Source organism: Rhodococcus sp. RCBS9, assembly GCF_029457415.1.
GTDB lineage: Bacteria > Actinomycetota > Actinomycetes > Mycobacteriales > Mycobacteriaceae > Rhodococcus_F > Rhodococcus_F qingshengii.
This window is the reverse complement of record NZ_CP120422.1, coordinates 5073066-5084886: the sequence shown is the minus strand read 5'-3', so window position 1 is coordinate 5084886 and position 11821 is coordinate 5073066. Positions and strand designations below refer to the sequence as shown.

The window sequence follows — 11821 nt, the reverse complement described above, 5'->3', positions numbered from 1 at the left end:
GCTACGACGTCGACGACGCGTCGGCAGCGTCCGCAGCAGCCTTCTTGCGTGCGATGTCCTCGAGCGCCGCGATGTACTTCGCGCGATCGGCAGCGCCGGCTTCCCAATCGGACTTGCGGTTCTTGACCGCCTTCGCGGGCGAGCCGACCGCGATGCTGTAGTCCGGGATGTCTCCCTTGACGACGGCGTGCGCCCCGAGGACACAACCGCGTCCGACGCGGGTATTTCGCAGCACGGTGACCTTCGCTGCCACCCACGTGTCCGGGCCGATACGGACGGGGCCCTTGACGATGCCCTGGTCCTTGATCGGTGTGTTGATGTCGTCCATGCGGTGGTCGAAGTCGCAGATGTAGCACCAGTCGGCTACGAGCGTCGACGCACCGATTTCGATGTCGAGGTACGTGTTGACGACGTTGTCCTTGCCGAAGACGACCTTGTCGCCGATGCGCAGCGAGCCTTCGTGGCAGCGGATCGCGTTGCCGTCACCGATGTGCACCCAGCGCCCGATCTCGAGGCGGGACAGGTCGGGGGTGGAATGGATTTCGACGTTCTTGCCGAGGAACACCATGCCGCGCAGGATCACGTGCGGGTTGGCCATCTTGAACTTGGCGAGACGGTAGTACCGCACCAGATACCAGGGTGTGTACGCCTTGTTCGCCAGAACCCATTTGAGGGAATCGACCGTCAAGAACTTGGCCTGATCGCTGTCGCCTCGGCGTGATCCCCGCCATCGAGTGCGCAACGGTGCGCCCCACATGCTCGTCATGAGTGTTCAGCCTACGTGGGGCCGACTCACCGACCCTCGGGGTGTGCCCCGTCACGTTGCCCCGGTCGGGATAGTCTCTGGTCCGGGCTTGTGCAGTTACCGAGGGCTCTTGATCAAGTGAAGGCAGGGAGATTGTGATGCGGCGGGTCCTACGGTCGTCCGTGATGGTGTCGACGGCGATCGCTGCGGCCCTGATCGCCGGTTGCGGCAGCGACGACGGACGGGTGGACCGGTACGCGTCGGCGGGTTGGCCGGCCATGCATGCCGACGCCCGCAACAGCGACACGAGCCCGGTCACCGGATCACGCGATGTCGAGTTCGCATGGTCACGCCCTCTCGGCGGTCCGGTTGCCGCGTACGCCTCGGTGGCCGCGAACGGCCAGAGCTTCGTCACCGCCCGCACCGAGAACGGCTGCAATCTCTTCTCGTTCCAGATGGATACGGGTCGCAAGAAGTGGTGCGCTCGACTCAACGACGGAGTAGTCGCGTCCACACCCATCGTCGACACGGCCACCAATGTCTACGTCGGCGAGAGCGGCGCGATGATGTCCTTCACCGAGACTGGTCAATTGCGTTGGCGCACGCTCGTTGTGGGCACTCCTCTCTCGTCACAGTTCACCGGCGACGGAAACCTGTTGTTCATCACCCAATTGGGTCAGATCAACGTGCTCAACCCGCAGACCGGCGCAAAAGTGGTTCCGTCGTTCGACCTGATCCCGCCGCCGTCGATCGACCAGGGCGCGAATGCAGAACTCATTCCCGACAACAAGGGTTTGAACGAGTGCTTCCTCGGCACGTCCGGCTGCCCGGTGGCCAATACCCCGGCAGTGGACCTGGGCACCGGCAAGTTCTACTTCACCTTCTACGGACCCAGTTCTCAGGCAGCCGATCTGGTCGCCATGAAGTACACGGGCGGCGACAATCCGTCCATCACCCGCGAGTGGTCCACCGACGCGCTTCCCGGTGGAACGGCGTCGAGCCCGGACCTGTCGAAGGACGGCAAGACCGTCTACGCCACCGACAACAACGGATCTCTCTGGGCAGTGAACGCCGAAACCGGTGACACCAGGTGGAGTTACGACATCGGCTTCAACTCGGCCGGTAGTGCCTCGACGTCCGACGACGGTTTGATCATTCCCGCCGGCGGCGACAAGGGCCACCTCCTTGCCGTGCGCGACGAGGGAGATCACGCCGAACTGGCCTGGGAACGTAAAGACCTTCTGCAACTGGGCGTTCCGGCGCAGACCGCCGGCGACACCGGATACACCGTCGTCCGCGAGGGTGAGAACGGACTGAGCCTGATCACCTTCGACACCGAAACCGGTGAGACGGTGGATCAGGACACGTTGCCGGGAGCAGTCGGCTTCACCGTCGGCACCTCGATCGGCCCCAAGGGCGAAGTGTTGACGCCCAGCGCAATCGGTGAGCTGTTCGTCTTCAAGTGAGCTAGCGGGACGCCTCACAGATGAAGGCCGACGCCGATCGTCCGATCCGTACGATCACGACGCTCAGTGCACGCGAGCCCTTGAGCTTGAGCCGTGGACGCAGCACTGCCGGGTCCACGTCGACTCCTCGCACCAGGATTTCAGCCACACCGCAGTTCCGCTTGGACAGTGTCTGTTTGAGCAGTTTCTCGGAGTACTTGATCTGCTCGAGGATCCGGAATCCGCGAACTCCCTCAGGGACGCTGTCACCGGTCAGATAAGCGATGCGTGGATCGAGCTGCCAGAGGCCGTGTCTGGCCGCGTAGTGGCGCACGAGGCCCGCGCGCACTACCGCTCCGTCCGGGTCGATGATCCACTCCCCCGGCGCTTGCTCCGGAATCACGTCGTCCTCGGCGTCGGTGATCGCCCACCCGCTCCCGTCGGAGCGAAGCACCGAAGCTCGACGCGTGACGCCGGACTCGGCCAGCCCCGTCGACCACAGGCAGGCTTCCTTGACGCCGCCGTCGAGTGAGACGACCTCGACTTCCCCGTCCCAGCCCAGATTGTCGAAATCGAGTCCGGGAGCACACTTCACCGCGAGATCACGGCCGGAGTACGCCTCTATGAGGTCCGGTAGAGGTGGCATCAACGCTGCCGGATCGTGAGTGCGGCGACCGCCCGATCGCCGTGCGGGGTCTGCCAGTACGACGGTGTCGCGTGTCGTCGGGCGGAGCGCGTCGGCCCGCAGCAACGCTGCGCTCGGCACATTGCGCTGTGCCATCGCCAGGCGAACGGAATCGATGTCGCTGCCGATCACGCGATGCGCAACTCCGGTCAAGGCATGCAGTTCGGCGCCGATGGAGCACGTCACGTCGTGGACGTCGCGCCCGATCAGACGCTGCGCGCGGTGGGCCGCGACAACGCCGGGAGTGGCTTGTTGCATCGCGTCGTCCGTGAACAACCACTGATCACTGCCGGGCAGTTTCGTAGCGGCCTTTCGTCGAAGCAGGACGGTGTCCACGAGCGCAGGCATGTGATCACCGAAACGCGTACGCGCCCGGCCGATGTCGGCCAGACGCGTACGCGTGGACAGTTCGAGCTGATCCACCTCGGCCAAGGCAGCTACGCCGGAATCACTTCCGAGATAGTCGACGTCGCCGAGGGTGAAGTCATAACCCAATTCAGTTGCCGGGCTTCACGCCGGTGATCATGACGTTGTAGAAGAATCCGCGAGGAACGACGTGGCGGAGCACCTTCTCGTCGACCCAGCTGAGCGTCTTCCAACCACCGAAAGCGAAACGCCCCCAGCCCCAACCGAGCTTCTCCGGCGGAACAGCCGCCTCGAAGGTACGGACCGGCCAGCCGAGCAGCGCCGCGGCGAATTCCTCGGTGGCAGCGTGGACCTGATCGGCGCCGGCGGACTTCGCCATGTTCTCGAGGTCCGTGGGGTCGAACGTGTGGATGTCGACGACAGCTTCGAGAGCTGCTGCACGAGAAGACTCGTCGAGTTCCTCTTGCGGACGACGCCAGTCTGCGAGGAACGGCAGCTTGGTCACGCGTGTGGTTGCTTCCCACGTCGCGCGGCCGAGCCAGCGAGCGTAGAAGTTGCCGACAGTGGTGGGCTCACCGGCGAAGACGAAACGTCCGCCGGGTTTGAGGACACGAAGGACCTCACGCAGCGACTTCTCGACGTCCGGAATGTGGTGCAGCACGGCGTGGCCGACCACCAGGTCGAAGGTGTTGTCCTCGTACGGAATGGTCTCGGCATCGGCAACACGGCCGTCGACCGGAAGGCCGAGGCTTTCGGCATTGCGCAGTGCGACCTTGACCATGCCGGGCGAGAGGTCGGTGACCGAACCGGTCTTGGCGACTCCACCCTGCATCAGGTTCAGGAGGAAGAATCCGGTGCCGCAACCGAGTTCGAGCGCGCGCTCGTACGGGAGCGGCTGATCGCCCGCGACGGCGTCGAAACGACCACGTGCGTAGTCGATGCAGCGCTCGTCGTACGAGATGGACCACTTGTCGTCGTAGGTTTCGGCTTCCCAGTCGTGGTAGAGCACCTGGGCGAGCTTGGTGTCCTTACGAGCGGCCTCGACCTCTTCGGCCGTGGCGTGCGGCCGCGGCGCGGGGTCGACTACCGAGGTGTCGGTAGCGGCGGGCGGCGTGACGGTTGCGTCGTCATTCGGGCTGGCTGTCATGGCGGCTATCCTACTCGCTGGTAAGAGATGAACAAGTTCTAGTTTAGGGGAGCCTACTCGCCCGTGAACTCGGCCTTGCCCGGACCGTTGGCGATGAACGACTCCATGCCGATCGCCTGATCCTTGGTCGCGAACAATCCGGCGAACAGATGCTGCTCGATCTTGAGCCCGGATTCCAGGTCGGTGTTCAGACCCTCGTCGATGGCTGCCTTGGCAGCAGCCAACGCACGTGACGCTCCCCCGACGAACTGCGAGGCCCATGTCCGGGCCGCGGTGTACACGTCGTCGGGAGCGACGACCTCGTCGACCAAACCGATGGCCAACGCCTCGTCAGCCCCGACGAAACGGCCGGTGAAGACCAGATCCTTGGCCTTGGCCGGACCGATCAGACGAGCCAGGCGCTGCGTTCCGCCGCCACCGGGAATGATTCCGAGCAGAATCTCCGGAACTCCGAGCTTGGCGTTGTCTCCGACGATCCGGCGATCGGCCGAGAGTGCAACTTCGAGTCCACCACCGAGTGCGTATCCGGTGATCGCGGCAACGGTCGGCTTCGGGATGGACGCCACGGCGCCGAGTCCGGCCTGCATGCCACCGATGGCGTCACGGATCTGGCCGTAATCCATCTCGGCCATCTCCTTGACGTCGGCACCGGCTGCGAAGACTTTCTCGCCGCCGTAGACGATGACGGCCTTGACTGCCTTGTCGACGGTCGCAGCGTGTGCGGCAGCAGCCAACTCGTCCTGAACCTGACGGTTCAGAGCGTTCATGGGCGGACGCGCCAGACGGATGGTGCCGATGCCTTCGGAAACCTCGAGAGTCACAAATTCAGCCATGGTCGAGAGGTTACTTTGCCGCCTTGACCGACCACGGATGCGGCCCGGCGACGTAGTAACCGTCCTGGTTCGGGAACTCGACGCGCAGCGTTTCCTCGTCGGTGATCAACGTAGGCAGGATGACGGGAATCTCCGGCTCGGCTGCGAGTATCTCCGCCACCGAACTGAACTTGGCCAATTCGGTCAGCTGACTCCACGTCGGCGGCAACAGGATGCTGCCACCCTCCCGCCAATGCGCGAGCGCGTCCTGCGGGCTCTGCCAACGCACCTCGGCGGCCTCGGAGGTGACCCCGTCCGCGATCTGTCCGGTCGGTGACGCTGCGACGAAGAAGCGCGTGTCGTAGCGGCGGGTCTCGCCCACCGGCGTGATCCAGTTCGCCCACGGCCGCAGCAGATCCGTGCGCAGGACCAGGTTCTCCTTCTTCAGGAAATCGCTGAACGACAGCTCGTGCTTTTCGAGAGCAACGCGGTCCTGTGCATAGCCGGCCGTGTCCGCGACGACCGTGTCAGCCGTGGGGCCGGCCAGCAGGACACCGCACTCCTCGAAAGTTTCCCGCACCGCAGCCAAGACGAGAGCCTTCGCCCGAGCAACATCCGTGCTGAACCGCTCGGCCCACCACTCGACCGACGGTCCGGCCCACTCGACCTCGGCCGTCGCATCGGACTTGTCGACGCCCCCGCCGGGGAATACCGTCATGCCCCCGGCAAACGCCATCCCCTGTACTCGTTGAAGCAGGAAGATCTCGATACCGGATTCGGCATCGCGCACCAAGATGACGGTCGACGCATCCTTGGGCTCGGGGACAGCGTTTGCATTCTCGTTAGCCATGCTTCGCGAACCTACGCGATCTGTGATCTGGGCCGCATTTCAGGTCCCGCTGAAGCTCACGCGCGATGAGCTCCGGACGGCCTCGCGCGGCGCGCGAAGTATCGGCCGTCCGCCTTGTCGAGGCTGATGGACTGGCTGAATGCCGCGCTCAGATTTTCGGCGGTGATGACGTCGTCCAGAAGGCCCTGAGAGACGACCTCCCCTTCCTTGAGAAGGAGTGCGTGGGTGAATCCCGGCGGGATTTCCTCGACGTGATGGGTGATCAGAACGGTAGCCGGGGCGTCCGGATCGGCAGCCAGTTCGGCGAGTCTGGCCACAAGTTCCTCACGTCCACCGAGATCGAGCCCGGCGGCGGGCTCGTCCAGGAGAAGAAGTTCGGGATCGGTCATCAAGGCTCGCGCGATGAGGACGCGCTTGCGCTCGCCTTCGGAAAGCGTCCCGTACGTCCGATCCGCCAGGTGCTCGGCGCCGAGGCTTTCGAGCATCTCCACAGCGCGCGAGGTGTCCATGGATTCGTACTCCTCGCGCCACCGACCGAGAACGGCGTAGCCCGCCGACACGACGAGGTCGCTGACCTTCTCGTCGCCGGGCACGCGGTTCGCCAACGACGACGAGGACAAACCGATTCGCGGGCGCAACTCGTTGACGTCGACCTTGCCGAGAACTTCGCCAAGGAGGTGGGCAGAACCACTGGTCGGGAAAGTCTCACCGGCCGCGATGCGCAGCAGCGAGGTCTTGCCGGCACCATTGGGTCCGAGCACCACCCATCGCTCGTCCAGCTCCACTTTCCAGGTGACGGGCCCCACGAGAGTGGACCCTCCCCGACGGATGAGTACGTTGTCGAAATCGATGAGCAGATCTGGATCAGGTAGCGGCACCCGAACATCTTCCCGCACATTCTCCGGCCGTTCACGGCAGGATCATCTTGCGTGTCGCCTCTCATCGAAACTCACACCCCGACGCCCGGGTCTCCGTTCCCACTCGGCGCCAACATCGTGGACTCCGGAACCCAGTTCGCGGTCCACGCCCCGGCCGCGTCGAGCGTCCACATCTGCCTGATCGACCAGGACGGAAACGAAGATCGCGTCGAACTTCGGCAACACACGTACGGAATCTGGCATGGAATCATCTCCGGGATCGGTGCGGGGCAGCGTTACGGAATTCGGGCGTCCGGCCCGTGGAATCCGCGCGCCGGGCTGAGACTTAATCCACACAAGCTGCTCGTCGATCCGTGGGCGCGCCGCATCGAGGGGGATCTCGGTGATCACCGTGCCCTCCTGTCGTACGCCGACGATCCCTTCGGCGACCCGTCGACGGTCGACTCGCTCGGCCACGTGCCGCTGTCCGTGGTGACTCCCGGCCTCGCGCCCGCCGGAGCCCGCCTCGAGACGCCGTGGGAGGAAAGCGTCATCTACGAACTGCATGTGGGCGCGTACACCGCCAGTCATCCAGGAGTACCCGCCGCCCACCGCGGAACGTACCTCGGCCTGACGGCACCGGCCGTGATCGATCACCTCGTCTCACTCGGCGTCACTGCCGTGGAACTGCTTCCCGTACAGGCGTTTCTGACCGAACAGAGCGTCCGCGAGCGAGGGATGCGCAACCACTGGGGATACTCGACGGCGTCGTACTTCGCCCCGCATCCCGGATACGCGGCAACTCCGGGCGGCGAAGTCACCGAGTTCCGGATCATGGTCGACGCACTACACGCGGCAGGCATCGAGGTCGTCCTCGACGTCGTCTACAACCACACCTGCGAGCAGAGTGTCGACGGAGTCAGCGTCAGCTGGCGAGGTTTGGACGGCCCCGGCTACTACCTTCTCGACGGCGACGGCCGCGACATCGACCTGACCGGGTGCGGCAACACGGTCGACGCCTGCTCCCCCATCGCCGTCCGCATGATCACCGACAGCCTCCGCTACTGGGCCACCGAAATGGGTGTCGACGGCTTCCGATTCGATCTCGCGAGCGCGTTGGGTAGGCCGCGCGGCGGCGGCTTCGACCAGCGGGCGTCCATCTTGTCGGCCATCTCCTCCGATCCGGTACTGACCCGGTGCAAGCTCATCGCCGAACCGTGGGATGCCACTGCCGACGGTTACCAGGTCGGAAACTTCGGACTCCAATGGTCGGAATGGAACGACAAGTACCGCAGCACCATTCGCCAGTTCTGGAACGGCGGCTCCAGCGTCCGGAAGGTCGCGTCGCGCCTCGCCGGTTCCGAGGACATCTTTGCCGGCAGCGGCAGTCGCCCCTGGGCGTCGATCAACTTCGTCACAGCGCACGACGGGTTCACCGCCGCCGATCTGGTCGCGTACAACCACAAGCACAACGAAGCCAACGGTGAAGACAATCGTGACGGCGCCGATCACAACGATTCGTTCAACCACGGAATCGAAGGCCCGAGCACCGATCCCGAGATTCAGGACGCCAGGGCACGTCATGTACGGGCGCTACTGGCCACGCTCGTGCTGTCGACAGGCACACCGATGCTCACCGCCGGAGACGAGTTCGGCCACAGTCTCGGCGGAAACAACAACGCGTATTGTGTTCCCACACTTGCCTCCCCAGCCGATTCGTGGGCCCTGGACTGGACGGCGGCCGATCAGTCGTTGGTGCAGTTCGTCTCCCGAGCGTTCGGATTACGCCGAGCAGCACCGGCGTTGCGTCAGCCCGAATTCTTCGAAGGCAGAAGAAGACTGGAGCACCCGGACCTCGTCTGGTTCGACGCTGCCGGCGTCGAGTTCGACGACACCGCATGGTACGACGAGAGTCACCGAACGCTGCAGGCCTGGATCGACGGAGCCGACGTTCGGTCTCACACTCGGACCGGGCGCCCGCTCGGTGACGACAGTTGGCTCCTGATCCTGCATTCCGGTGGACCGGTTCAGGTCACCGTCGGCACTCCGGAATGGTTCGACGGCACATTGACTGCATCGTTCGATTCGACGTCACCGACCGGCGAACCCGCTTCCACGGCCGAAGTTCCCGTCGGCACGGAGATCTCATTGACCGGCCCCACGGTCTTGGCCTTACGTTCCGTGACACGTCCTCCGGTCACCGCTGCTGTCATGGAATCCGGCAGCACCTTGATCAGGAATTGAATGGTCGGTCCGATCCCGAAGGCGTACAACACGGTTCCGATGCCAACCGTTCCACCGAGGAGCCATCCGGTAGCGAGGACCGCGATTTCGATGCTGGTACGCACGAGCCTGACCGACAAGCCGGTGCGCGCCACCAGTCCTGTCATCAACCCGTCGCGGGGGCCCGGCCCCATGCCCGCGCCGATGTAGAGAACGCTGGCCAGTCCGTTGAGGAGGATTCCCGCGACCATGATCACGGCTCGAACTGGCATGGAATCAAAGACGGGCAAGAAGGCCAGTGAGGTATCCACCGAGATGGCAATTACAACGACATTGGCGACCGTTCCGAATCCTGGCCGCTGGCGGATCGGAATCCAGAGCAGCAGTACCACCGCACCGGTAATCGCAGTGATCACGCCGAAACTGAGCGAAACGTGCTCGGCCACACCCTGATGAAACACGTCCCAAGGATCCAAACCAAGACCGGCCGTGATCATCATGGCCATCGAGAAGCCGTACAACCACAGACCGACGAACAGCGAGGCGAATCTCCGTATCAACACTCGACCATCTTGAAGGCCACTGGACTGTTCATCCATAGCCAAGTTGCCGATACTGGACTGGTCGGTTATGTCTCTACGGAACCGCGATGACTGTCATGGAGCCTGGTGCCACTTCCGTGAAACCAGCGTCACGAACCGCGACGGCCTCCGACTTCTTCAGCCGAACTACTGCTTCGGCCCACTGTTCCGGGCTCGCGTCGCGCACCGAGCAGCGAAAGTCGTTCTGCGCCCAGGCCCAGCACTGTTTCTCGGACATGGCCGCCGCCAACAACATCGAGGCATGCCCGACCTGTGCCGACGCCTTGCCAACCGTCATCTCGAGCGCCGAGTCGATCCACAGCACCGGAAGACCAGGCTCCGGCGGGCCAGGCTCGTCGTGCTCGAGATCGGTCCCACCGATCTGCAACTTCTTGATTCGCGGGTCCAGTTCTCCGACCGGCCCGGGAACCAGAGCCCGCGCCTGCGCGCCATCCACATCGACGGTGATTCCCGGTACCTCCTGCGCGGCGAGCCACTGTGCTCCTCGCGCTCGACGAGACACCTTCCGAATCCGGGCACCCACCCACGCCGAATAGTCCTCGTGCCAGGGGCCGGGTTCCCCGTCTTCGGTGAACCCGACGCGTTCGTCCAGACACAGAGCCACAGCCGCCGTTGCCGCAGCCTCGAGCAGTGCGGTGCGCTTGGGCGGGTCTGCCTTCGGAATGTGCAGAACGATCGGCATCGCCAACACCAGTGCCGGATCCGCGGGATCGTCTCGCCCTCCGTACCCAGCAGCCAGCACCGCGTGGCGCTCGCGCCAGCGCGAATCGGGGCCGGACATCACAGCTGGATCGGAACTGAATGCTGGATCGGAACTCATGGAATCGGTACGCGTCGCACGCCACCGTCGACGGCGTCCGCAGCCTCGACCTCGTCGCGGGTCACACCGAGAATGAACAGCACAGCATCGAGGAAGGGATGCGACAAAGCAGCGTCCGCGACCTCCCGCAACGCAGGCTTGGCGTTGAACGCCACGCCCAGGCCCGCGGCGTTGAGCATGTCGATGTCGTTGGCACCGTCACCGACGGCGACGGTCTGTTCCATCGGCACACCGACCTGATCGGCGAACTTGCGCAGCGCAACGGCCTTCGCGGCGCGGTCGACGATTTCACCGATCACACGTCCGGTCAGCTTGCCGTCGACGATTTCGAGGGTGTTGGCGTGCACGAAGTCCAGTTCGAGTTCGTGTGCGAGGCCTTCGATGACCTGACGGAAGCCACCCGACACCACGCCGCAGTGGAATCCGAGACGGCGCAAGGTGCGAATCGTGGTTCGCGCACCCGGCGTCAGTTCGATGCTCTCTGCCACCTCGTCGATGACGGAGGCGTCGAGACCGGCGAGTGTCGCCACACGCTGGTGCAGTGATTCGGTGAAGTCGATCTCGCCGCGCATCGCAGCTTCGGTGACGGCGCGGACCTCGTCCTCGACGCCGGCCTTCGCGGCGAGCATCTCGATGACCTCGCCCTGGACGAGCGTCGAGTCCACGTCGAACACGATCAGACGCTTGGCCCGGCGAGCGAGACCTGCGCGCTCGACCGCGATGTCGACGTTTTCGAGAGCGGCGACCTCGGCGAGTCCGGTGCGCAGCTTCGCGTCGCCGTCGGCCGTATCGGCCGCGCTGACGCTGAGTTCGAGGCCGGTGACCGGATAGTCGGCGACACCACGGATGGAATCGATGTTTGCGCCCTGCTTCGCGAGTTCGCGTGCCACCGATCGCATTGCGCGAGCATTGACCGGGCTACCGAGAACAACGACCGCGTGGGTGGACACCGCGGGCCGTCCGGGATCGGCACCGATTTCGATGTCGACGTTCATTCCGACCGTCGCCATCGCCTGTTCGAGTTCTTCCTGAAGCGCTTCGGGATCGTTCGGGCAGGCAACCATGACACCGAGTGTCAGTCGACCTCGAATCACCACCTGCTCCACGTCGAGTAGACGCACATCGTGCCGCGACAGCGCCGCGAACAGTACCGAGGTGACGCCAGGGCGGTCCGGCCCGGTCACAGTCACCAGAACAGTGGTGTCAGAGGCACCCACCGAAAACTCCGATCGTTTCTTCGTTCGCGTCTTGATCGTCACTATTGTGCCA

Annotated in this window: 10 protein-coding genes and 1 pseudogene; 2 read left to right on the top strand and 9 right to left on the bottom strand. The window is 64.4% G+C overall.

Features of this window, described 5'->3' with window-relative positions; all coding sequences use genetic code 11:
• Position 1: 1 nt before the first annotated feature.
• On the bottom strand, positions 2–766 hold the full coding sequence (locus P0M12_RS23850) for an acyltransferase (RefSeq protein ID WP_003944741.1): 765 nt from the start codon (positions 764–766) through the stop codon (positions 2–4).
• A 137-nt stretch (positions 767–903) separates the two neighbouring features.
• Between P0M12_RS23850 and P0M12_RS23845 the strand changes: the two genes are divergently transcribed.
• Positions 904–2211, top strand: a complete 1308-nt coding sequence (locus P0M12_RS23845) for a PQQ-binding-like beta-propeller repeat protein (RefSeq protein WP_054827839.1) — start codon at positions 904–906, stop codon at positions 2209–2211.
• 1 nt (position 2212) lies between these two features.
• On the opposite strand, the gene P0M12_RS23840 is transcribed toward P0M12_RS23845, so the two are convergent.
• The 5 genes from P0M12_RS23840 to P0M12_RS23820 are packed head-to-tail and all read right to left on the bottom strand — an operon-like array spanning position 2213 to position 6928.
• Positions 2213–3370, bottom strand: coding sequence for a class I SAM-dependent methyltransferase (locus tag P0M12_RS23840; RefSeq protein WP_125050662.1), 1158 nt, complete (start codon positions 3368–3370; stop codon positions 2213–2215).
• Position 3371: 1 nt separating this feature from the next.
• A complete protein-coding gene (locus P0M12_RS23835) occupies positions 3372–4388 on the bottom strand; it encodes a class I SAM-dependent methyltransferase (RefSeq protein WP_003944733.1) in 1017 nt (338 codons plus the stop codon).
• Between the two features lie 53 nt (positions 4389–4441).
• A complete protein-coding gene (locus P0M12_RS23830) occupies positions 4442–5221 on the bottom strand; it encodes an enoyl-CoA hydratase-related protein (RefSeq protein ID WP_003944701.1) in 780 nt (259 codons plus the stop codon).
• 10 nt (positions 5222–5231) lie between these two features.
• Complete coding sequence (locus P0M12_RS23825; RefSeq protein ID WP_003944751.1) at positions 5232–6050, bottom strand: NUDIX domain-containing protein; 819 nt, start codon at positions 6048–6050, stop codon at positions 5232–5234.
• A gap of 56 nt (positions 6051–6106) precedes the next feature.
• Positions 6107–6928, bottom strand: a complete 822-nt coding sequence (locus P0M12_RS23820) for an ABC transporter ATP-binding protein (protein WP_003944728.1) — start codon at positions 6926–6928, stop codon at positions 6107–6109.
• A 51-nt stretch (positions 6929–6979) separates the two neighbouring features.
• On the opposite strand from P0M12_RS23820, the pseudogene glgX reads away from it, so the two are divergent.
• Positions 6980–9022 (top strand): annotated as a pseudogene (gene glgX / locus P0M12_RS23815) (glycogen debranching protein GlgX); the annotation flags it as partial.
• On the opposite strand, the gene P0M12_RS23810 reads toward glgX, so the two are convergent.
• The 3 genes from P0M12_RS23810 to serB are packed head-to-tail and all read right to left on the bottom strand — an operon-like array spanning position 8935 to position 11769.
• On the bottom strand, positions 8935–9729 hold the full coding sequence (locus P0M12_RS23810; protein ID WP_257899094.1) for a membrane protein: 795 nt from the start codon (positions 9727–9729) through the stop codon (positions 8935–8937). The pseudogene glgX and the gene P0M12_RS23810 overlap by 88 nt on opposite strands.
• 37 nt (positions 9730–9766) lie before the next feature.
• Positions 9767–10552: a peptidyl-tRNA hydrolase gene (locus P0M12_RS23805; RefSeq protein ID WP_063836273.1), complete on the bottom strand. Its 786-nt coding sequence runs from the start codon at positions 10550–10552 to the stop codon at positions 9767–9769.
• Positions 10549–11769 (bottom strand): phosphoserine phosphatase SerB, encoded by a 1221-nt coding sequence (gene serB, locus P0M12_RS23800; RefSeq protein WP_003944761.1) that lies wholly within the window; start codon positions 11767–11769, stop codon positions 10549–10551. The genes P0M12_RS23805 and serB overlap by 4 nt, the downstream gene beginning before the upstream one ends.
• Between the last annotated feature and the right edge of the window lie 52 nt (positions 11770–11821).

Bases quoted from the DNA above. Each gene is read 5' to 3' on its own strand.
- P0M12_RS23810 (WP_257899094.1), bottom strand. From the start codon at position 9,729: ATGGATGAACAGTCCAGTGGCCTTCAAGATGGTCGAGTGTTGATACGG.
- P0M12_RS23845 (WP_054827839.1), top strand. From the start codon at position 904: ATGCGGCGGGTCCTACGGTCGTCCGTGATGGTGTCGACGGCGATCGCT.
- P0M12_RS23835 (WP_003944733.1), bottom strand. From the start codon at position 4,388: ATGACAGCCAGCCCGAATGACGACGCAACCGTCACGCCGCCCGCCGCT.
- P0M12_RS23830 (WP_003944701.1), bottom strand. From the start codon at position 5,221: ATGGCTGAATTTGTGACTCTCGAGGTTTCCGAAGGCATCGGCACCATC.
- P0M12_RS23850 (WP_003944741.1), bottom strand. From the start codon at position 766: ATGACGAGCATGTGGGGCGCACCGTTGCGCACTCGATGGCGGGGATCA.
- P0M12_RS23805 (WP_063836273.1), bottom strand. From the start codon at position 10,552: ATGAGTTCCGATCCAGCATTCAGTTCCGATCCAGCTGTGATGTCCGGC.
- P0M12_RS23825 (WP_003944751.1), bottom strand. From the start codon at position 6,050: ATGGCTAACGAGAATGCAAACGCTGTCCCCGAGCCCAAGGATGCGTCG.